Consider the following 22,345-nt stretch of genomic DNA (forward strand, 5'->3'; position numbering starts at 1 on the left):
GCTGTTTTTCATCTGAGAAAAGGATGGTATAATAAAACTATCTTTGTTAATTAAAATAAGAGGGGGACCCATGTTTAAATCGAAAAAGTGGATTTTTATTCTTTTCATTGTTATTGCCCTTCCGATTCTTATTATAAATCTACCATTTTTGACTAAGCCTCAATATAGTAACGATGGTAAGTTTATTCTTGAGCATCAAGATTCTATTAAAAAAGAGATAATTGAAAACTTGGATTTCGAAAAGAAACACATAAAATCTGTGACACTTTTGCCAGGTTCTGCTAGCGGAGAGTATGACAATGGCGGTGACGTGAGTGGGAATTATCATATCTATTTTTCAGCCTACGTCAATGATAATAAAGAACAATCATTAAGAACTGAATTGTCTTTTCCAGATGCTGGCATTGCACCCTTTACTTTTATCCATCCTAACCCTTATAAAGACAAAAGTCAGGATATGAGTACCTGGTATATGGGCGAGATTGAAATATCGGAAGATTCTTCTTGGGATTGGAAGCGAGAGCAGGATGAGGCAAAGGAAGCCTTGTATAATTTTTCGAATGCTCTTGCTGATTCAGGAGAGAATATCGTCTACCGAGTTCAAAAAGAAAGGGCGACTCGTTTCTTTAATGAATGGCTGCAAGTACATCAGGAAAATTTCAAATCAGCGATTCAATCAGAACTGTATAGGGAACTTCCAGAACTCGAACAATCATTGGGAAAGATTCAAAGTATTCGTCTGAGTGAACATCAAGCCTATTTTCCATCTTCTTCAAGAGAACTTAGTTTCGATATATCCTTTGAAAAATATCCTGAAGAAGTTGCAACCATAAAAGGAGTGGTTCGTTCTCAGAGTGAACAATCTATTTTTCAAGATTCTTCAGCGTCCGCATCTATAAGTTTTGACAATGGGCGTTTTGTCATTGATTCTGAATATGATTCAAAACTCTATTCCATTTTTAGTAAGAGTAGACTAGGAAGCAGTGCAGGGGATATATCTTATTACCTCCCAGAGGATCATGGACATAGCATTTTAATTCCGTGAAAATCAAGCAAGCCATTGGCTTGCTATTTTTCATTTATTGGCAGGAATGGTATAATAATTGATAGTCGTGAGAAGTAGATTAGTGAATTTGGGAGAATGTTGAAAAAAGAATAACAAATAATAAATGATAACGATATAATCTATCAGCTTGAAAAAGAAAAGTAATTAAGATTTTAACTTTATATGAAGAGGTACCCTATGAACGAAATCAAATGTCCCAACTGCGGGGAGATTTTTACGGTCAATGAGAGCCAGTACAGTGAGCTTTTGTCGCAGGTTCGGACTGCAGAGTTTGACAAGGAGATTCATGCTCGGATTGAGCAGGAACTGGCTTTAGCAGAGCAAAAATCCCAGAATGCCCAACAAGCTTTGCTATCGCAGAAAGAGCAGGAAATTAGCAATCTTCAAAGTCAGATTTCTCAGTTTGAGACCCAGCAGGAATTGGCAAAGAAAGAGGCGGAGCAGGCAGCTAGTCTTCAATTGCAGGAGAAGGATAAGGAAGTTCATCAATTGGAAAGTCAGCTGACAACTTTGCGCTTGGAGCATGAAAATCAACTTCAAAAAACCTTGTCAGCGCTGGAAAAAGAGCGAGACGAGGTTAAGAATCAGCTAGTCTTGCAAGAAAAGGAAGCAGCGCTGGCTCAGACCTCTCTCAAAGAGCGCTATGAGGTAGAGCTGCGTCAGAAGGATGAGACCATAGAGTTCTACAAGGATTTTAAAGCCAAGCAGTCCACTAAGATGATTGGCGAGAGTTTGGAACAGCACTGTGAGTACGAGTTTAACAAGAACCGTATGGCCATGTTTCCACGAGCGGAGTTTGGCAAGGACAATGATGCCAGAACAGGCAGCAAGGGTGACTACATTTACCGTGAGGTGGATGAAAATGGTGTAGAAATCCTCTCCATAATGTTTGAGATGAAAAATGAAGGCGATGAGACAGCGACCAAGAAGAAAAACGAGCATTTTTTCAAAGAGCTGGATAAGGACCGGCGGGAGAAAGGCTGTGAGTATGCCATTTTGGTGACACTTCTTGAGGCTGATAGCGAGCTCTACAATTCGGGTATTGTCGATGTGTCCTATGCCTATGAGAAGATGTATGTTATCCGGCCACAGTTCTTTTTGCCCATGATTACCCTCCTGCGTAATGCTGCGCTTAACTCGCTCCAGTACAAGCAGGAGCTGGCCTTGGTGCGGGAGCAGAACATTGATATTACGCATTTTGAGGAAGATTTGGATGCTTTTAAAGTAGCTTTCGCTAAGAACTATCAGTCTGCTTCGACCAACTTTGGCAAAGCTATCGAGGAGATTGACAAGGCTATCCGCCGGATGGAGGAAATCAAGAAATTCCTGACGACCTCTGAAAATCAGCTGCGCTTGGCAAACAACAAACTGGACGATGTCTCTGTCAAAAAATTGACGCGCAAAAATCCTACCATGAAAGCAAAGTTTGAAGCTTTGAAGGGTGACTAGGAGGATCCTATGCAGATACGAAAAGCAACCATGAAAGATGCTGAAGTCTTACTGTCTTTATACGAAGACTTGGGCTATCCAACGACCGCTTCTAAGCTGGCTCGACGTTTAGAAACGATTCTTTCTCAGCCGCATTATGGCTGTCTTTTAGCTGAAAGAAACGGAGAAATTTTAGGTTTCTTAGGTTATGCAAAGCTATTCTTTTTTGAAGCAGATGGATCTTACTATCGTATTTTAGCTTTGTCAGTTGCAAAAGAAGCAAGACGACAAGGAATTGCTAGTAGGCTAATCGATGAATTGAAAAAACAAGCGGTAAAAGAAGGAGTTAAGGCACTGACTCTAAATAGTGGATTAACTTCTGAACGAAATGCTGCACATCAGTTTTATCAGGCGGTTGGATTTGAAAAAGTGACTGCCGGCTTTGCACTGCATTTAAAAAGTCAACATGAATAAACATGATAAAATAGTAATGGAAACGAAGTAATGTCTTCAACAAAAGGGAAAACCTTATATTTTAACGATAAGAGCATGGATTATGTGACCTTTGGAAAAGGGAAGAAGCCGCTGCTCGTCATTCCAGGTCTAGGGGATGGTTTGGCGACTGTGAAGGGAATGGCGCAAATGCTTGCCCTATCTTATAGGAGCTTCGCAACAGCTTACCAGGTCTATGTTTTTAGCAGAATCAATGAGTTGCCAGAAAATTATACAACACGAGATATGGCGACTGATATTGCTGAAGCTATGGAGGTTTTAGGTCTGAAAACGGTAGCTGTCCTAGGAATTTCCCAAGGCGGTATGATTGCCCAATGGTTGGCATCAGATTTCCCAGAAAGAGTTGAAAAATTGATTTTGACAGTTACTACTGCGAAACTGAATAATCTTGGTAGGGAGAGGATTACTTGCTGGCTTGAGTTGAGTCAGACGGGATCCTATAAGGAACTGATGTTGGATATTGCAAGTCACTCTTATACACCTAAATCCTTTGGAAAGTTTAAATACCTTTATCGAATAATGGGAATCTTAGGTCGCATTAAAGATAAACATCGGATTGCTATTCAGGCCATATCTTGCTTAAGACATGATAGTATGGCAGTCCTGGAAAAGATCAACTGTCCTACACTAGTCATCGGAGCAGAAGAAGATGACGTTCTAGGTGTAGAAGCTTCGCTCGAATTTCATCACCATATCAAAGATAGCCAGCTCACTATTTTGCCAGACTGTGGCCACGCACTCTATGAAAAGCATAAGGATTTCCAAAAAAGAGTTTTAGTATTTTTAGAAAGTTAATCAATGAACGGAATTATCAACCTAAGAAAAGAAGCGGGGATGACCTCGCACGATGCGGTTTTTAAGCTGCGCAAGATTTTAAAAACCAAGAAAATCGGTCATGGGGGAACCTTGGATCCAGATGTAGTAGGGGTGCTTCCGATTGCTGTGGGCAAAGCGACGCGCTTGGTCGAGTTTATGCAGGAGGAAGGCAAGGTCTACGAGGGGGAGATTACTCTAGGCTGCTCAACGACGACAGAGGATGCCAGCGGAGACATCTTAGAGCGGACGCCGGTGACAGAGCTTTTAGAAGAAGCTCTCATTGATGAAGCGATGGAGTCTATGACTGGTGAGATTCGCCAGATTCCACCCATGTATTCAGCAGTCAAGGTCAATGGCCGCAAGCTTTATGAGTATGCAAGAGCGGGTCAAGAAGTGGAGCGGCCAGAGCGGCAGGTGACCATCTATAGTTTTGAGCGCACCAGTCCGATTTCCTATGAAGATGAGCAAGCTCGTTTTCGTTTTCGAGTGAAATGCAGCAAGGGGACCTATGTTCGAACCCTGTCTGTTGATTTGGGATCCAAGCTTGGCTTTGCCAGTCACATGTCCCAGCTGACACGGACTTCCTCAGCAGGTATGAGCTTAGATGATGCCTTGACCTTGGATGAAATAGCAGAGCGAGTAGAAGTAGATGATTTCTCCTTCCTCCAACCACTCGAATTAGGAATCGGAGATTTAGTGAAGGTTGAGCTTTCTGACGAGCAAGTTGAGGACGTGAGGAACGGCCGTTTTATAAGCTTGATGTCAGAAGAAGCTGAGCTAGCTGGCTTTTATAAAGAGAAGTTAGTAGCCATTTTGGAAAAGCGGGAAGCTGCCTACAAGCCCCGCAAGGTCTTCCTTTAATATCCGCAGTAGAATTGTCAAAAGATTGTTACTCTTTTGTAATATGAAATGTGCGCTTGCATGTTATAATAATTTCATTAAACCTCACAAAAGGACAGCAACTGCACAACTGCTGTCCTTTTGTTTTGCTTTTTTCAGTTTTTGACAAACGCCCTGACTAAGGCAGTAAAAATCTTTTTGAATATTTTGCGTTTTCGAGCAGAACGGATATTGTAAAAATAGCAAATGCGTAGTAAAATAGAGGAATGATGATAACCAAGAGAATTATAGATGAAAAAGGGATTGATCAGACAGAAGATACGGTCCTTGTTCTAGGCTATTTTGATGGGCTGCATAAGGGGCATCAGGCACTCTTTGAGAAGGCGAGAGAGATTGCTGCGGAGCAAGGTCTCAAGATTGCCGTGATGACCTTCCCAGAGTCTCCTAAACTGGCCTTTGTCCGCTATCAGCCTGAACTCATGCTGCATCTAGCTAGTCCTGAAGAACGGATGGCGCAACTGGAAAGTCTAGGTGTTGACTATCTTTACCTGATTGATTTTACTAGCCATTTTGCGGGCAATACAGCCCGAGACTTTTTTGAGAAGTACGTGTCTCGTTTGCGCGCCAAGGCTGTGGTAGCTGGCTTTGACTATCATTTTGGCTCAGACCGCAAAGAGTCACATGAGCTGAGAGATTTTTTTAATGGCAAGATTGTTATCGTTCCGTCGGTTAATCTGGATAATCGGAAAATTTCTTCCACTCGGATTCGGGAGACGATTGCAGCTGGAGATATGCTGAAAACTCAAGAATTGCTGGGCTATCCTTTGTCCACTCGCGGTATCGTGGTTCATGGCAATGCCAGAGGACGGACGATTGGCTATCCAACAGCCAATCTAGCTCCCTTAGATCGAGTCCATCTCCCAGGAGATGGCGTCTATGTCGCGGATGTTGAGCACAATGGTCAGCGCTATCGTGGTATGGCTAGTGTTGGGAAAAATGTAACTTTTGACGGTGATGAACTCCGTTTTGAGGTTAATATCTTTGATTTTTCTCAGGATATCTATGGCGATACTATTCGGATTTTCTGGCTGCATAAGATTCGCGAGATGGTTAAGTTTGATGGTATTGACAGCTTGATTGCTCAGCTGCAGAGCGATGAACGGATTGCTAGAAGTTGGACTGGTTATCGAAATAGTTGAAAAATTTATATTTTCATGACATTCGGCAGTAATTTTCAAAAAAATATAGTCAAGCCAAATAAAATTTAGTATAATAGAGGTAGTTATTATACAGAATTAGAAGAGAAATGCATGATTACATTATTTTTATCGCCGAGTTGTACTTCTTGCCGTAAGGCGCGTGCTTGGCTGCTAAATCATGAAGTGCCCTTTCAGGAACATAATATCATGACGAGCCCTCTGTCAGCTCCCGAATTGCAACACATTCTTTCTCTGACAGAGAACGGTACAGACGACATTATTTCAACTCGCTCAAAAATTTTTCAGAAATTAGATTTGGATGTGGAGGATTTGTCCATTTCAACCTTGATTCAGTTGATTGAGGAAAATCCCAGTCTTTTGCGACGCCCAATTATTTTAGACGGCAAAAGGATGCAAATCGGCTTTAACGAGGATGAAATTCGTGCTTTCCTGCCTCGTAGTTATCGTAAGGAAGAGTTAAGATCCGCAACTATGCGGGCAGATATTCAGTAAAGATGAACAAAAATTATAGTTACCCACTAGATTTATCGTGGAGCACTGAAGAGCTTGCTTCGGTGCTCTCTTTTTTTAATGATGTAGAAGCAGCTTATGAACAGAAAGTCCAAGCAGAAAAACTCTTGAAGTCCTATGCGGCTTTCAAGCAAGTTGTTCCGAGCAAGGGCCAAGAGAAGCGAATCGGCCGTGACTTTGAAAACGTCAGCGGTTATTCGCTTTATCGTGCTGTTCAAGAGGCAAAAAGTAAAGGTAAAGGAAGCATTTCTCTTGGAAAATAAATTTCATTTTACTAAAGAAATCATCTACCAAGCTGGTGCTTTTTTGAGAGAACATCTCTATGATGATTTGGATGTGAGTCAAAAGACCAGTGCCACTGACTTAGTCACCCAGATGGACCGGAAGGTTCAGGATGACTTGGTGGCTAAGATTCTAGCCCGCTATCCCCAGGATGCTATTTTAGCGGAGGAAAATGGACTCCGACATAATATTGCTGATGGCAATGTCTGGGTGATTGATCCGATTGACGGAACCACCAACTTTATCACTCAGAAGGCTGATTTTGCCGTTATGATTGCCTATTTTGAAAAGGGAATTGGTCGATTTGGCTTGATCTATGACGTGACCAGAGACCAGCTCTATCATGGCGGCGGTGACTTTGACGTCTATTGTAACGACCGGAAACTTCCTTCTTTTAAGGACCGGCCTTTTCAAGATTTTCTCATGGCTTCTAATGCCGGTATGCTGCAAGCTAATGATTGGGGCTTGGCAGACTTGGCTCGGGAGTGTTTAGGGGTTCGGGTTTATGGCAGTGCTGGGATTAGCTTTAGCAAGGTACTGTCTGGTGGCCTCTTGGCTTATTTCTCCTACAACTGGCCTTGGGATTATGCGGCGGCTTCGATTATGGCGGAAAAGCTAGGCTTTATCGTCCAGACCTTGGATGGCAGTCAGCTAAATTTCCAGACTCGGCAGCCTGTCATGATGGTGCCTAAGTGCAAACTATCAGCTCTGAAGCCTTATTTAGAAAAGGGGAAGCAGTAGATGGACTTTCCTAAAGGTTTTAAAGAAAAATATGAGCAGATTTTAGGCACAGAAGCGGCAGAATTTTTTGCGACCTTTGATGAGGAACCAATCTCGGCTTTTCGCAGCAATCCTCTAAAAGAAGGCCAGCAGAATTTCTCAGATGCCATTCCTCAGACAGACTGGGGCTTTTATGGCAAGGTGTCTGGCAAGTCTGCTGAGCATGTGACTGGTCTGGTTTATTCGCAGGAGCCAGCAGCTCAGATGGTGGCTCAGATAGCAGCACCATCTAAGGGTATGAAGGTCCTAGATTTGGCGGCGGCTCCAGGTGGCAAGTCCACCCATCTTTTATCTTTTTTAGATAATACTGGCTTATTGGTTTCCAATGAAATCAATAGTAAACGCTCTAAAATCTTAGTGGAGAACATTGAGCGCTTTGGTGCCAGAAATGTGATGGTTACCAATGAATCTGCTGACCGTTTGGCTCAGGTTTTCGAAGGATATTTTGATTTGATTGTGCTGGATGCCCCTTGTTCGGGCGAGGGCATGTTTCGTAAGCAGCAGGATGCTACCCAGTATTGGACACCGGATTACCCAGCCCAGTGCGCCCAGCTCCAGCGAGAGATTTTAACAGCTGCCATGAGCATGCTTGCTAAGGACGGTCGGCTAGTTTATTCGACCTGTACGTGGGCACCTGAAGAAAATGAAGACGTCGTTACTTGGTTACTGGAAGAATTTCCACTTGAACTGATTGATATTCCTAAGATAAACGGGATGACTGAAGGAATTGGCTTTCCTGAGACAGTTCGGATGTATCCGCATCGCTTCAAAGGTGAAGGTCAGTTTGCAGCTCACTTTCGTTTTACTGGTGAGAATAGCAGTAAGAAGATTAAATCAAGTAAGAATCGTTTGACGAGCGAGCAAAGAAAGCTATGGCAGGACTTTGAGAGCAAGCATTTAAAAACAGTCTTGACTGGAGACCTGCAGACCTTTGGGGACAATCTTTATTTGTTGCCAGCTGGATTGCCAGACCTGTCCAAGCTAAAGATTGCTCGTAATGGTTTGCATCTAGGAACGTTTAAGAAGAATCGCTTTGAGCCTAGCTTTGCCCTAGGCTTGGCTATGAAGCCCAGCGAAGTTCTGAATCGAGTTGAAATCAATAATCAGGACTTCAAGAAATATGCTGCAGGCGAGACGATTGAACTGGCAGAAACGAAGCCAAACGGCTGGTACCAAATAGTCCTTGGCGGGAACGGCCTGGGCTTTGCAAAAGTCACTGGAAAAACCCTGAAAAATTATTTCCCAAAAGGCCTGAGATTTAGATAAAATATTAGGAAAAGCTGGTATTATATGATATAGTTGAAGATGTGAATGTATTGAAAAAGCTTCTTTCTGCTAAGTAAGAAATACTAAAGATACTTCCCATCCTCTTGATTTTATTAAAGGAGAAATCTTTTGAACAAATTGAAAAAATTTGCTTTAGCGCTGACGGCTCTGGGCTTAGGACTCACCTTATCAGCTTGTTCATCATGGATTGACCGTGGTGAATCTATGACAGCAGTAGGGTCAACTGCTTTGCAGCCTTTAGTTGAAGCGGCAGCTGATGACTTTGGCTCTAACAACATCGGTAAAACAGTCAATGTTCAGGGTGGTGGATCTGGTACAGGTCTGTCTCAAGTGCAGTCAGGAGCTGTTGAAATCGGGAACTCGGATGTTTTCGCTGAAGAGAAGGAAGGAATCAAAGCGTCTGACTTGGTGGACCATAAGGTCGCCGTGGCTGGGATTGCTGTGATTGTCAATAAAGAAGTTGACGTGGATAATCTAACGTCCGAACAGCTGCAGAAAATTTTCACTGGTGAAATCACCAACTGGAAAGAGCTGGGCGGTAAGGACTTGGAGATTTCGATTATCAATCGTGCGGCTAGTTCTGGTTCCCGCGCAACCTTTGACAGTGTCATCATGGATGGGAAATCAGCTGTGCAGACTCAGGAGCAAGATTCCAACGGTATGGTCAAAAATATCGTTTCTCAAACTCCCGGCGCGATTTCTTACCTGGCTTTTTCCTATGTTGACGAGTCTGTAAAAACCTTGAAACTTAATAACTACGAGCCAACAGCAGAAAATGTTGCTACCAATAATTGGTCGCTCTGGTCTTATGAGCATATGTATACACTAGGCAAGCCGACTGGTCTGGCTGCTGAGTTTCTTGAATACATGCTGTCAGATGATGTTCAAAAAGGGGTTGTTACAAGAATGGGCTATATCTCAATCAACGATATGAAAGTTAGCAAGGACGCTGATGGGAATGTCACAGCAATAGAAGGAGATTCAAAATGAAAAATCAGGAATTAACCAAAAAGTTGTTATCGCCTTCTAAAAATTCTCGCTTGGAGAAGTTTGGTCGCTATCTGACTTTTGCCTGTCTGTCACTGATTGTGGTGATTGTGGCTATGATTCTAATCTTCGTTGCTCAGAAAGGTCTATCTACTTTCTTTGTCAACGGCGTTAATGTTTTTGATTTTCTTTTTGGTGGTGTCTGGAATCCTTCTGGTAAGGAATTCGGTGCCCTGCCAATGATTTTAGGCTCCTTTATCGTTACCATTTTGTCAGCCCTGATAGCAACTCCCTTTGCGATTGGTGCAGCTGTCTTTATGACAGAAGTTTCTCCAAAAGGAGCAAAGATACTGCAACCGGCTATTGAACTTTTAGTTGGTATTCCATCTGTTGTTTATGGATTTATCGGTCTGCAAATCGTAGTACCTTTTGTCCGTACAGTCTTTGGCGGTACGGGTTTTGGAATTTTGTCTGGTATTTTTGTGCTCTTTGTCATGATTTTACCGACTGTAACCTTTATGACGACGGACAGTCTGCGTGCTGTGCCACGTCACTACCGTGAAGCTAGTCTGGCTATGGGCGCTACACGCTGGCAGACCATTTGGCGGGTAACACTCAAGGCTGCTCGCTCAGGTATTTTTACAGCTGTGGTCTTTGGAATGGCGCGTGCCTTCGGTGAAGCCCTAGCTATCCAGATGGTCGTTGGTAACTCTGCGGTGATTCCAACCTCTTTGACAACACCAGCAGCTACACTGACTTCTGTCTTGACCATGGGAATCGGAAATACCGTTATGGGAACAGTGGACAATAACGTTCTCTGGTCTCTGGCTCTGGTGCTCTTGATGATGAGTTTAGCCTTTAATAGTGTGATTAAACTAATTACAAAAGAAAGAGGTAAGAAAAACTATGCACGCTAAGAAATTAGATAAATTGGCGACTGGTGTTCTCTACACAATAGCGAGTATCATTGTTGCCATCCTTGCCTCTCTCATCCTCTATATCTTAGTTAGAGGTTTGCCGCATGTTTCCTGGTCTTTCTTGACAGGGAAATCCTCTTCTTACCAAGCTGGCGGTGGTATTGGGATTCAGCTATACAATTCCTTCTTCCTGCTGGTGATTACTCTGATTATCTCTGTTCCTCTTTCTATGGGGGCTGGGGTTTATCTGTCAGAGTATGCTAAGAAAGGCCCAGTAACCAACTTTGTCCGCACCTGTATTGAAATTCTGTCTTCACTGCCTTCGGTAGTAGTTGGACTCTTTGGTTATTTGATCTTTGTTGTCCAGTTTGAGTATGGCTTCTCAATCATTTCTGGTGCCTTGGCCCTGACGGTCTTTAATCTGCCACAGATGACTCGCAATGTCGAAGACAGTCTGCGCCATGTCCATCATACCCAGCGTGAAGCTGGTTTGGCCTTGGGAATTTCCCGATGGGAAACGGTCCTGCATGTGGTCATCCCAGAAGCTTTGCCTAGTATTGTGACAGGGATTGTACTAGCTTCCGGTCGTATCTTTGGTGAGGCAGCAGCCTTGATTTATACAGCAGGTCAGTCAGCGCCGGCTCTTGACTGGTCCAACTGGAATATTTTCAGTGTCACCAGTCCTATCTCAATCTTCCGTCAGGCTGAAACCTTGGCCGTCCATATCTGGAAGGTCAACAGTGAGGGAACAATTCCTGATGGAACGGCTGTTTCTGCAGGTTCAGCAGCAGTTCTCCTGATCTTCATTTTGATTTTCAATCTGGGAGCCCGCAAACTGGGCAGCTATCTACATAAGAAATTAACCTCTGCTTAAAGGAGAAGAAATGACAGAATATAATTGGAATGAAAAACATATCATTACTTTTCCTGAAGAAAAGGTAGCCCTGTCGACCAAGGATTTGCATGTTTACTATGGTAAAAAGGAATCCATCAAGGGCATTGATATGCAGTTTGAAAAAAACAAAATCACTGCTTTGATCGGCCCGTCTGGCTCAGGTAAGTCAACCTATCTCCGAAGCCTCAACCGCATGAACGATACTATTGATATTGCCAATGTGACTGGAGAGATTCTCTACGAGGGGATTGATGTCAACCGCCCTGAAATCAATGTTTATGAAATGCGCAAGCATATCGGCATGGTTTTCCAGCGGCCAAATCCTTTTGCCAAGTCCATCTATCGAAATATCACCTTTGCTCATGAACGGGCTGGTGTCAGAGATAGAAAGGTTCTAGATGAAATTGTGGAGACCTCGCTTAAGCAAGCGGCCCTTTGGGACCAGGTCAAAGATGATTTGCACAAATCAGCCCTGACTCTCTCCGGCGGTCAGCAGCAGCGGCTCTGCATTGCCCGTGCTATCTCGGTCAAGCCAAACATTCTGCTCATGGATGAGCCAGCGTCAGCCTTGGATCCGATTGCGACCATGCAGCTGGAAGAAACCATGTTCGAACTTAAGAATAACTATACCATTATCATTGTGACCCACAATATGCAGCAGGCTGCCCGTGCTAGTGACTACACTGGATTCTTCTATCTGGGCGACTTGATTGAGTATGATAAGACGGCTAATATTTTCCAAAACGCTAAGCTTCAGTCCACCAATGACTATGTTTCAGGTCACTTTGGTTAAGCAGCTGTCTGTATTCATCACGATTCAACAAGCTTAGTCTTTGGTTGAATGTAAAATAAAATGAAGGAAAAACGTATGACAGAACCTATTTTGCAAGTCAAGGACTTGTCGGTTTATTATAATAAAAAGAAAGCCCTTAATAGCGTTTCACTTGATTTCATGCCAAATGAGATTACGGCTTTGATTGGACCGTCAGGCTCAGGTAAGTCAACCTTGCTTAAGGCCATCAACCGAATGGGCGACCTGAATCCAGAAGTAACGACTACAGGAACGGTCATTTATAACAGTCACAATATCTATGGTCCGAGGACAGATACGGTAGAGCTTCGCAAAGAAATCGGAATGGTTTTCCAGCAGCCTAATCCCTTCCCTATGACTATCTATGAAAATGTGGTCTATGGACTTCGGATTAATGGTGTTAAGGACAAGGCCGTCTTGGACGAAGCAGTAGAACGTTCCCTTATTGGCGCTTCTATCTGGGATGAGGTCAAGGACCGTCTGCATGATTCCGCTATCGGTCTTTCCGGTGGTCAGCAGCAACGGGTTTGTGTGGCTCGCGTGCTAGCTACTAGTCCTAAGATCATTCTCTTGGACGAGCCGACATCAGCCTTGGATCCAATCTCAGCTGGGAAAATCGAGGAAACTCTCTACAGTCTGAAAGACAAATATACCATGCTTTTGGTCACTCGCTCCATGCAGCAGGCATCTCGGATTTCTGAAAAAACAGGCTTCTTCCTTGGTGGAGACTTGATTGAATTTAATGAAACCAAGAAGATGTTCCTCAATCCAGCCCACAAAGAGACCGAAGACTACATTACTGGTAAATTCGGATAACAGAAAGGAATCTTATGCTTAGAGTACAATTTGAAGAAGATTTAGAAAAACTTCATAATCAATTCTACGCGATGGGAAACGAAGTACTATCGCAGATTAACCGAACGGTTCGTGCCTTTGTCACGCATGACCGTGAACTGGCTCGTCAGGTCATTGAAGACGATGCTGAAGTCAATGAATACGAGGTGAAACTGGAGAAGAAATCTCTAGAAATCATAGCCCTGCAGCAGCCTGTGTCTCAGGATTTGCGGACCGTTATTACCGTGTTGAAAGCCAGCAGTGATTTGGAACGCATGGGTGACCACGCCGTATCTATCGCCAAAGCTACTGTTCGGATGAAGGGAGAAGTTCGCATTGAGTCCGTAGAAGATGCCATCAGCAAGATGGGGCGCGATGTTAAGAATTTCGTCGAAGAAACCCTGAACGTCTACCTCAATGGAAATGTAGACCAAGCCTATGCTGTAGCAGCTATGGATGAGAAAATCAACCAATACTTTGATGATATTCGCGATCTTGCTACAGAGGAAATCAAACAAAATCCAGAACTGATTGTGACTGGCCGCGACTATTTCCAAGTTATCTCTTACTTGGAACGAATCGGCGATTATGCCAAGAATATCTGTGAATGGGTTGTCTACTTTGAAACAGGTAAAATTATTGAGTTGTGATGATAAAAAAGGTACGATTTATTTCGTGTCTTTTTTGTATATTCATGACTATGCTGAAGTATCCTGTTTTTCATTGGAACTTGAGACCGACTATGTTACACTATAAGAATATAAAGGATGTAATGCATTTTCATAGTGAAGAATTTAGGAGAAAATGATGAAGAAAAAACTTTTTATGACACTTGCTCTTATTCTTGTCTTGGCATCTGGTAGCATCTTTGTCTATAAAAAACTAACCAAACCTAACCTAAGCCCCAAAACAACCAAGCTCTATCAGAGAGGCTTTCGACTTCTGGAAGAGCAACTAGGAACTTATATAAAAGAGCATTACTCAGGGGTTGAAAAGATTGAGTTTTCCCCAATCTACATTACTGAGGAAGGGTCAACTTTCTCAAATGCCTATGTACGTCCGACGATTTATGATAAATATGGGAATAAAGCGACTTTGGGACTATCTGTAAAAAAATTCATTCCATTAAGTTATGGTTTAAGTTCAGATATCATTCTTGATTTTGACGAGAGTGGTGACGAAGTTATTGAGTTAATGGATTCAGAAGACAGACTAGTGGATGTTTCAAATGCAAAACATTTGCCAGATGAAGCAAAGCTTACGAAGGCTAGAAGTACAGATGAAAATATTTCTTTATTGGTTCAAGATGGTCAGTTAAAAGATGTTGTCAAGGATGAAAAAGGAAGCCCAGAAGCTGAAATCATTTACAATGTTAAGCTAAGTAAAGAGGAAGGATGATGTGGCACTAACTGGGGAATGTGATAGTTTTCCTAGTCATTTGAATGGGAACCTTTCTTCTATTATTATAAAGCCAAACGGTCAGGTACTACCTGTCTTTTTGTTTGCATTTATTCTGCAACGAAATTTTCTAAATATGATACAATAATAACAGATTATAAGTGGACAAGGGTAGCAGTGTAATTTTGCAACGTTGTTCGCTAGATGAGGAGAAGCTGATGCAAGCAGTTAAACATTTTATTGAAACTTTTGTTCCTGAGCACTATGATCTCTTTTTGGATCTGAATCGTGCCGACAAGACTTTTTCAGGCAAGGTGACCATTACTGGGGAAGCTAAGACGAGTAAGATTTCCCTACATCAAAAAGATTTGACAGTTGAAGTTGTAGAGGTGGCTGGCCAAGCTCGTCCTTTCACTCTTGATAAGGACAATGAAGCTCTTTATATTGAGCTAGAAGCGGCTGGGCCTGTAGTGGTGACCATAACTTATACTGGTAAAATTACGGACAATATGACGGGGATTTACCCATCTTACTACACGGTAGATGGTGTGAAAAAAGAGATCATTTCTACGCAGTTTGAGAGTCACTTTGCCCGTGAAGCCTTTCCGAGTGTGGATGAGCCAGAGGCTAAGGCAACTTTTGATTTGGCCTTGAAATTTGACCAAGCAGAGGGTGAGTTGGCTCTGTCTAATATGCCGGAAATTGATGTTGAAAATCGCAAAGCGACTGGCGTTTGGAAGTTTGAAACGACTCCACGTATGTCTTCCTATCTCTTGGCTTTTGCTGCTGGTGATATGCAAGGAATTACTGCTAAAACCAAGAATGGAACCTTGGTAGGAGTTTATGCGACAAAGGCCCACCCAGCCAGCAATCTAGAGTTTGCTTTGGACATTGCGGTTCGCTGTATTGAATTTTACGAAGAATACTATGGAGTCAAGTATCCTATTCCTCAGTCACTCCATGTGGCCCTGCCTGACTTTTCTGCTGGAGCCATGGAAAACTGGGGCTTGGTAACCTATAGGGAAATCTATCTGCTGGTGGATGAAAATTCAACAGCCTTAAGCCGCCAGACAGTTGCCTTGGTTGTTGCACACGAACTAGCTCACCAATGGTTCGGAAATCTAGTGACCATGAAGTGGTGGGACGACCTCTGGCTCAATGAAAGCTTTGCCAATATGATGGAGTATGTCTCAGTTGATGCGATTGAGCCTAGCTGGAAGATTTTTGAAGATTTCCAGACCAGCGGAGCTCCTTATGCCCTCAAGCGTGACGCGACAGATGGCGTTCAGTCGGTCCATGTAGAGGTCAAGCACCCAGATGAAATCAATACTCTTTTTGATGGAGCGATTGTCTATGCCAAGGGTAGTCGTCTCATGCACATGCTGCGCCGTTGGCTGGGAGATGATGCTTTCCGTAAGGGGCTAGGTGCCTACTTTGAGAAGCATCAGTATGGCAATACTATCGGTCGTGATCTTTGGGACGCTCTTTCTCAAGCTTCTGGCCGTGATGTAGCTGCCTTTATGGATGCTTGGCTGGAGCAGCCGGGTTATCCAGTTGTCACTGCTAAGGTCGAAAACGACTGCTTGATTTTGACGCAGAAGCAGTTCTTCATTGGGGAGCACGAAGAAAAAGGCCGCCTCTGGCCAGTACCGCTCAATAGTAACTGGCAAGGACTCCCTGATACACTGACGACAGAAAGACTGGAAATTCCTAATTATGCAGACTTGGCAGCGCAAAATGAAGGCGCCCTGCGTCTCAATACAGAAAACACTGCCCACTATATTACAGATTATCAGGGTGAGTTGCTGGATGCTCTTCTGAATAATCTTAGCTCTTTGGACAATATCAGTAAACTGCAAATCGTGCAGGAGCGCCGACTTCTAGCAGAGTCAGGTAAGATTTCCTATGCGGACCTGCTGCCAGTTATCAGCAAGCTGGCGAACGAAACTTCTTATGTGGTAGTTTCAGCTGTTTCCCAAGTGCTGGAAGGCTTGAACCGCTTTGTGGATGAAGGCAGTCAGACAGAAGAAGATTACAAAGCCCTGTTGAAAGTTCTCAGTCAAAGTAATTTTGACCGCCTTGGTTTTGAAAAGCAGGAAGGTGAAAGCGATGAGGATGAGATGGTTCGTCAGCTGATTGTGGGCAATATGATTAAGGCCGACAACGAGACAGCTAAAGCTCAAGCTAGCCAGATTTTTGACCGCTATCGTGATAATTTGGAAAAACTCCCTGCGGCTATTCGCCTGCAGGTGCTGGTCAACCAAATCAAGCATCATGAAAGCAAGGAGCTGACTAAGCTTTATCTGGACCTATATGTCGCTTCAAATGACGGAAGCTTCAAAAATGCTCTTTCTACAGCCCTTTCTTATACGAAGAACAAGGAAACCTTGGATGAACTGTTAGCGACTTGGAAGGATAAATTTACTGTGAAACCGCAGGATTTGTCAGCTTGGTATGCCCGTTTCCTCAGCCGTGATTTTACTCAAGAAGCAGTGTGGACTTGGGCGCGTGAGAATTGGGACTGGATTAAGGCAGCGCTAGGTGGTGACATGAGCTTTGATAGCTTTGTCATTAGCCCGGCAGTGGTCTTCAAGACAGAGAAGAGATTGGCAGAGTACAAAGCCTTCTTTGAACCGCAGTTGGACGATATGGCGATTAGCCGAAACATCAGCATGGGAATCAAGGAAATCGCTGCGCGTGTTGAACTGGTGAAGCGTGAGAAAGAAGCAGTAGAAAAAGCAATTCGAGCTGCTATCTGATAGATTTAATTAAAATGACTAGAAAGTCTGAGATATTATCCTATCTCAGGCTTTTTTGTGTTATAAAATTTCGAAAAAGAAAGTTCAATTTATTGCTTTATATGATTGACAATAAACAACCTTATATTCATTTTCTCGCATTTTTAGGCTTTTTTAAGAAAAAATTCAGTCCTGTTTAAGTAAAAATCTATATGATAATGCTATTCAAGTGAAAGGATGTGTATGGGATGACTTGTAAACTGCATTAGCTTCTTGTTTGATAGAAACAGATAGAAAATTTACAAAAGAAAGAAGGAACGTATTAAATGGATATGGAAAAAATGATTGTTGTAGAAAAAAGTACTAAATGGTGGCTGGCGGTTGCGACGGGTGGTGCTCTAGCAGTCGGACTTCTAAGTGGCTATGGTCTTGCGACAGCTATTCACACTACAAACAATCAGCAATCAGCTATTCAACAGACAGCTACTATGCCTGGAGCACCGGCACCGGCACAGGGGCAGAATAGTCAGAATGCAGGAAATGGAATGCCACCACAACCAGGTCAGAATAGTCAAAATGGTGGACCAGGCAATGGAATGCCGCCACAGGATGGTGGTACAGGACAGAACGGTCAAGACCAAGGAATGCCACCTCAAGACGGCCAACAGTCTGACAATGACAAGAGCAAGAATTCTTCTGCTCAGCAAAATGACAACGGGAAGAAAAATAAGAAAAAGTCTTCAACGAACACAAATGAACAATCGGACAAGAATAATAAGTCTACAAAAGAAAATAAAACGTCGCAGTCGTAGAAAAAACTTACTGATTTTGACCCAAGCCATGATATAATAAGAATAGCAAATAAAACAAAAACCAAAAGACATAATCTTGGAAAGTTTTATTGGAGGAAAGAAAAATGATTAAAATTCTATTGGTAGAAGATGATCTTGGACTGTCAAACTCAGTTTTTGATTTCTTAGATGATTTTGCTGATGTAATGCAAGTTTTTGATGGCGAAGAAGGTCTTTATGAAGCAGAAAGCGGTGTTTATGACCTCATCTTACTGGATCTCATGTTGCCTGAAAAGGATGGTTTCCAAGTGCTTAAAGATCTTCGAGCCAAAGGAGTCGCAACACCTGTTCTTATCATGACAGCTAAGGAAAGCTTAGATGACAAAGGGCATGGCTTTGAACTTGGGGCTGATGACTATCTGACAAAACCTTTTTATTTAGAAGAACTGAAAATGCGGATCCAAGCTCTCTTGAAACGCGCTGGTAAATTCAACGAGAATACTCTTTCTTATGGTGAAGTTTCTGTTAATTTATCTACTAATTCTACCTTAGTAGCAGATAAAGAAGTGGAATTGTTGGGTAAAGAGTTTGATCTCTTAGTTTATTTCCTACAAAATCAAAATGTAATCTTGCCTAAGGCCCAAATTTTTGACCGTTTGTGGGGGTTTGACAGCGATACCACTGTTTCTGTTGTTGAAGTGTACGTTTCTAAGATACGTAAAAAACTGAAAGGAACGGCATTTGCGAAAAATTTGCATACGCTTCGTAGTGTCGGTTACATTTTAAAAGATGTTGAATAAAATCAAGAAGACCTTTTATGCGGATGATTTCTCTTATTTCATTCGCTATTTTGGGTTGTTCACATTAATCTTCTCGGCCATGACCTTGATTATTATTCAAGTCATGCGCTCCAGTCTTTATACAACGGTCGATGATAATTTAAGAATGTTGGGTAAGAGTCCTAGCTCAGTTGCTGACATCGCTTATAGAACAACGGGGCAGCAGTCTAATCCATCGAATAAGCCAAATAGTAGGAATGGTAAAAATGATTCTGGAGAACCAGAGCACGATAAAGAACCTGTCAATCCTGAGCTAGCTAATGTAAGTTCGAATACTTTTGCCTTACTCTTGGATGATGATTATAAGAATATTTCAACTAGTAAGAGCGATGGTTTTTTAGATTTTAACTCGCTAGAATTTAATAAATCCTATTTGAACAAAATTAAAGAAATTTCAATAAGCAATAGTTTTGGTCAGTCAGAAAGTTATCGAGCATATTTATTTGATATTGATCCTGATGATGAATATCCTGATATAAAATATGCAGTAGTTATGACTAGTACTAGTCAATTAGAGCAAACTAGTGAGAAGCACGAAAAATTAATTGCCATGGTTATGGTCAGCTTTTGGGGGATTTCTCTGATCGCTAGTATTTATCTAGCTCGGATGAGTGTCAAGCCTCTACTTGAGAGTATTAAGAAGCAGAAAGCTTTTGTAGAAAATGCCAGCCACGAACTAAGAACCCCTTTGGCCGTTCTGCAGAGCCGCTTAGAGACACTTTTTCGTAAGCCTGAAGCCACAATTATGCAGAGTAGTGAACATATTGCATCTAGCTTGGACGAAGTGCGCAATATGCGTTTGCTGACGACAAATCTGCTCAACCTAGCTCGTCGCGATGATGGAATCAATCCACAATATGGAGAGGTTGAACCAGAATTTTTTGATACAACTTTTGCTAATTATCGCTTGATTGCGGAGGAAAATCAAAAGGTCTTTCATTCAGAAAATATGGTTCAGCGCCCGGTTATAACAGATCAGATTTTACTCAAGCAATTACTGACTATTTTATTTGACAATGCTATAAAATACACAGAAGCTGATGGAGAAATTAGTGTAACAGCTTCTTCAAATGAGCGCAATCTTGTTTTACGTGTGGAGGACAATGGTCCTGGTATCAGTAACGATGATAAAAAGAAAATTTTTGATCGCTTTTATCGGGTAGATAAGGCTCGGACCCGTCAAAAAGGTGGCTTTGGTCTGGGACTTTCTCTGGCCAAGCAGATTGTAGATGCTTTCAAGGGCACTATTTATGTCAAGGACAACAAACCAAAAGGTACGGTCTTTGAAGTTAAACTGCTACTGAAAGAAACGAAAAAGCGTTCTCTTAAATAGCGGGAGAGTGATTTTCATTGACAAATTATTTGAAAAACAATTCTTAGCAGGCCTTAATGGCTTGCTTTTTATCTGCTTTTATTTACTTTTTTAAAAATTTAATATAAGTTTTGCCCAAAATAGGGTATAATAATAAACAAGAAAGAATGAGGTGAAATTATGGCATCAAAAATGTTACATACTTGTTTGCGTGTGGAGAATTTGGAAGCGTCTATCGCTTTTTATGCAGAGGCTTTTGGCTTTAAAGAGCTGCGCCGAAAGGATTTTCCAGATTATCAGTTTACTATCGTTTATCTAGGTTTGGAAGGCGATGATTATGAGCTGGAACTGACCTATAACTATGATCATGGTCCATATGTGATTGGGGACGGTTTTGCTCATGTGGCACTTAGCACGCCAGACTTGGAAGGTCTGCACGCTGAGCACAAGGCTAAAGGCTACGAAGTGACAGATCCAAAGGGTCTTCCCGGCAACCCGCCTAATTACTATTTTGTAAAAGATCCTGATGGCTACAAGGTGGAAGTCATTCGTGAGAAGAGTCTCTAACATCTAGCTGCAGTTAATTTTGCAAGATAAATGATGATTTTTATTCATTTAGGACAGGTGTATGAAAAGACAAAATAACAAGAAACACGGCAAGAAAACACTCATTGTTCTCAGCTTACTAGGCTTAGCTTTTGTTGCTGCTCTATTTCTGGGTGCTGTAAAAATTTACGCTATTTTCCAAGAAAAGGAACTGCAAGAGAAAGTTAGTGTGTTGATTGCTCAAGAAGAGACCTACCACGCTGAAAATACTGAAAAGCAGAGCAAGATGATTGGCAGCCACTATGTAGAGGCCTTTTATCCTCTGCTAGATGGTCAGGTTATGGCAAGCGTCAAGGAGCAGATAGACGCAGATAGCCAGACGATTAAGGATAATCAGAAGAAGGGCGATAAGATTGAGGAATTGACCTTCTACTATGCTGAGGAAAAAGAAACGAGCCTGAAGGATGTCAAAGAAGTACTGGTGCATCGCAAGGACTATCATGTCAAAGAGATGAAAATCAGTAAAGGAGAAGAGCGGGAAGTTGCTGACAGCTACCTCGGTGCAGATGGCAGCCCTTTCACTCTGGATAAGCTCTTTCAGGATCCAGATGCAGCTAAGGAAATCTTCATCAACGAGATATCCAGCCAGCTGACCTTTAGACAGGCCGATGAGGCGGTGCAGACGGAAATTCTCAATAACCTTAATGGAACGGAGTTGAGTCAGTGGTCCTTCCGTTATGAATACAGCCATTTTTCTATTAAATTGAGCAAGGAAGTGCAAGGCTTAACCAGCATTGATGTTCCTTTGTCTAGCTTTTATGACCAGATCAATGCGGACTATCTGACTGGCGATGACTTGGCAGCTTATCAGAATTTTGAAGCTAAGAAGCATGTGAAAATGGTTGCTCTGACCTTTGATGATGGTCCAGATCCTAAGACAACACCGCAGGCTCTGGATATCCTCAAGAAATACAGTGCCAAGGCGACCTTCTTTATGGTTGGGCAAAACATTGCTGGTAATGAAGCGATTGTCAAGCGCGTGCACAATGAAGGTCATCAGATTGGGATTCATACATGGGACCATCCAGTCTTAACTAAACTTCCTCTGGAGACAGCCCAAAAAGAAATCCTTGATACCCAGACTGCTATTAACAATGTCATAGGCATCAAGCCAACGATTACGCGGCCTCCTTATGGAGCTATTAATGCTACAATCCAAAATTCGGTTGACCAGTCCTTTATCATGTGGAATGTGGACAGTCTAGACTGGAAGACACGCAATACTAAAGCTATTATGCAAGAGATTGCCAAAACCCAGCCAGGCTCGATTATTCTCATGCATGATATTCACCAGACCAGTATTGACGCTCTGCCAAGTGTCCTCGAGTATCTGAAGAGTAACGGATATACTTTGGTAACGGTTGATAAGCTGCTGGAAGGTCAGCTTGAGCCCCATCGTATTTATTACGGCAGAGACTAAGATGATTCTTGGGGTTAGATTTTTGAGGTCATTGTTGGTAATCAGTAAAAGCAAA

General features: G+C 42.4%; 23 protein-coding genes. All 23 read left to right on the forward strand.

Annotation, left to right across the window (positions count from 1 at the left end; translation table 11 throughout):
* The first annotated feature begins 70 nt into the window (after positions 1–70).
* The 23 genes from AX677_RS08230 to AX677_RS08340 all read left to right on the forward strand — a co-directional run bounded on the left by AX677_RS08230 (position 71) and on the right by AX677_RS08340 (position 22,290).
* A complete protein-coding gene (locus AX677_RS08230) occupies positions 71–1,045 on the forward strand; it encodes a hypothetical protein (protein WP_060976783.1) in 975 nt (324 codons plus the stop codon).
* Between the two features lie 198 nt (positions 1,046–1,243).
* A complete protein-coding gene (locus AX677_RS08235) occupies positions 1,244–2,515 on the forward strand; it encodes a DUF2130 domain-containing protein (RefSeq protein ID WP_060976784.1) in 1,272 nt (423 codons plus the stop codon).
* Positions 2,516–2,524: 9 nt separating this feature from the next.
* A complete protein-coding gene (locus AX677_RS08240; protein WP_004187301.1) occupies positions 2,525–2,968 on the forward strand; it encodes a GNAT family N-acetyltransferase in 444 nt (147 codons plus the stop codon).
* A 30-nt stretch (positions 2,969–2,998) separates the two neighbouring features.
* Positions 2,999–3,802: an alpha/beta fold hydrolase gene (locus AX677_RS08245; protein ID WP_060976785.1), complete on the forward strand. Its 804-nt coding sequence runs from the start codon at positions 2,999–3,001 to the stop codon at positions 3,800–3,802.
* A 3-nt stretch (positions 3,803–3,805) separates the two neighbouring features.
* Complete coding sequence (gene truB / locus AX677_RS08250; RefSeq protein WP_060976786.1) at positions 3,806–4,684, forward strand: tRNA pseudouridine(55) synthase TruB; 879 nt, start codon at positions 3,806–3,808, stop codon at positions 4,682–4,684.
* Between the two features lie 248 nt (positions 4,685–4,932).
* Complete coding sequence (locus AX677_RS08255; RefSeq protein ID WP_331709074.1) at positions 4,933–5,862, forward strand: bifunctional riboflavin kinase/FAD synthetase; 930 nt, start codon at positions 4,933–4,935, stop codon at positions 5,860–5,862.
* Between the two features lie 111 nt (positions 5,863–5,973).
* Entirely contained in the window at positions 5,974–6,375 is a 402-nt protein-coding gene (locus AX677_RS08260) for a Spx/MgsR family RNA polymerase-binding regulatory protein (protein ID WP_002906786.1), read from the forward strand.
* A gap of 2 nt (positions 6,376–6,377) precedes the next feature.
* Positions 6,378–6,656, forward strand: a complete 279-nt coding sequence (locus AX677_RS08265) for a UPF0223 family protein (RefSeq protein WP_002915437.1) — start codon at positions 6,378–6,380, stop codon at positions 6,654–6,656.
* Positions 6,646–7,416 (forward strand): inositol monophosphatase family protein, encoded by a 771-nt coding sequence (locus AX677_RS08270; RefSeq protein WP_060976788.1) that lies wholly within the window; start codon positions 6,646–6,648, stop codon positions 7,414–7,416. The genes AX677_RS08265 and AX677_RS08270 overlap by 11 nt, the downstream gene beginning before the upstream one ends.
* Positions 7,417–8,721: an RsmF rRNA methyltransferase first C-terminal domain-containing protein gene (locus AX677_RS08275; RefSeq protein ID WP_060976789.1), complete on the forward strand. Its 1,305-nt coding sequence runs from the start codon at positions 7,417–7,419 to the stop codon at positions 8,719–8,721.
* Positions 8,722–8,850: 129 nt separating this feature from the next.
* Positions 8,851–9,732 carry a phosphate ABC transporter substrate-binding protein PstS family protein gene (locus tag AX677_RS08280; protein WP_060976790.1) on the forward strand — a complete coding sequence of 294 codons (882 nt, stop codon included), beginning with the start codon at positions 8,851–8,853 and terminating at the stop codon, positions 9,730–9,732.
* Positions 9,729–10,646 (forward strand): phosphate ABC transporter permease subunit PstC, encoded by a 918-nt coding sequence (gene pstC / locus AX677_RS08285; protein WP_060976791.1) that lies wholly within the window; start codon positions 9,729–9,731, stop codon positions 10,644–10,646. The genes AX677_RS08280 and pstC overlap by 4 nt, the downstream gene beginning before the upstream one ends.
* Positions 10,636–11,520, forward strand: coding sequence for a phosphate ABC transporter permease PstA (pstA, locus tag AX677_RS08290; RefSeq protein WP_002895770.1), 885 nt, complete (start codon positions 10,636–10,638; stop codon positions 11,518–11,520). Before pstC ends, pstA begins: the two co-directional genes overlap by 11 nt.
* Before the next feature lie 10 nt (positions 11,521–11,530).
* On the forward strand, positions 11,531–12,334 hold the full coding sequence (pstB, locus tag AX677_RS08295) for a phosphate ABC transporter ATP-binding protein PstB (RefSeq protein ID WP_002895769.1): 804 nt from the start codon (positions 11,531–11,533) through the stop codon (positions 12,332–12,334).
* A 75-nt stretch (positions 12,335–12,409) separates the two neighbouring features.
* Positions 12,410–13,168 carry a phosphate ABC transporter ATP-binding protein PstB gene (gene pstB / locus AX677_RS08300; protein ID WP_009660526.1) on the forward strand — a complete coding sequence of 253 codons (759 nt, stop codon included), beginning with the start codon at positions 12,410–12,412 and terminating at the stop codon, positions 13,166–13,168.
* A gap of 14 nt (positions 13,169–13,182) precedes the next feature.
* Positions 13,183–13,836: a phosphate signaling complex protein PhoU gene (phoU, locus tag AX677_RS08305; protein ID WP_002895767.1), complete on the forward strand. Its 654-nt coding sequence runs from the start codon at positions 13,183–13,185 to the stop codon at positions 13,834–13,836.
* Positions 13,837–13,990: 154 nt separating this feature from the next.
* The gene (locus AX677_RS08310; protein WP_060976792.1) at positions 13,991–14,584 is read left to right on the forward strand and encodes a hypothetical protein; all 594 of its coding nucleotides are present in this window, start codon (positions 13,991–13,993) and stop codon (positions 14,582–14,584) included.
* 218 nt (positions 14,585–14,802) lie between these two features.
* Positions 14,803–17,343: a M1 family metallopeptidase gene (locus tag AX677_RS08315; RefSeq protein ID WP_060976793.1), complete on the forward strand. Its 2,541-nt coding sequence runs from the start codon at positions 14,803–14,805 to the stop codon at positions 17,341–17,343.
* Between the two features lie 305 nt (positions 17,344–17,648).
* Positions 17,649–18,134 (forward strand): hypothetical protein, encoded by a 486-nt coding sequence (locus AX677_RS08320; protein ID WP_060976794.1) that lies wholly within the window; start codon positions 17,649–17,651, stop codon positions 18,132–18,134.
* A 104-nt stretch (positions 18,135–18,238) separates the two neighbouring features.
* Positions 18,239–18,913, forward strand: a complete 675-nt coding sequence (locus tag AX677_RS08325) for a response regulator transcription factor (RefSeq protein ID WP_060976795.1) — start codon at positions 18,239–18,241, stop codon at positions 18,911–18,913.
* Positions 18,903–20,285, forward strand: a complete 1,383-nt coding sequence (locus tag AX677_RS08330; protein WP_060976796.1) for a cell wall metabolism sensor histidine kinase WalK — start codon at positions 18,903–18,905, stop codon at positions 20,283–20,285. The genes AX677_RS08325 and AX677_RS08330 overlap by 11 nt, the downstream gene beginning before the upstream one ends.
* A gap of 159 nt (positions 20,286–20,444) precedes the next feature.
* Entirely contained in the window at positions 20,445–20,831 is a 387-nt protein-coding gene (locus tag AX677_RS08335; protein ID WP_002895748.1) for a VOC family protein, read from the forward strand.
* A 61-nt stretch (positions 20,832–20,892) separates the two neighbouring features.
* Complete coding sequence (locus tag AX677_RS08340) at positions 20,893–22,290, forward strand: polysaccharide deacetylase family protein (RefSeq protein WP_060976797.1); 1,398 nt, start codon at positions 20,893–20,895, stop codon at positions 22,288–22,290.
* Positions 22,291–22,345 lie beyond the last annotated feature (55 nt).

The sequence above is a fragment of the Streptococcus sp. CCH8-C6 genome (assembly GCF_001557225.1).
Lineage (GTDB): Bacteria > Bacillota > Bacilli > Lactobacillales > Streptococcaceae > Streptococcus > Streptococcus sanguinis_C.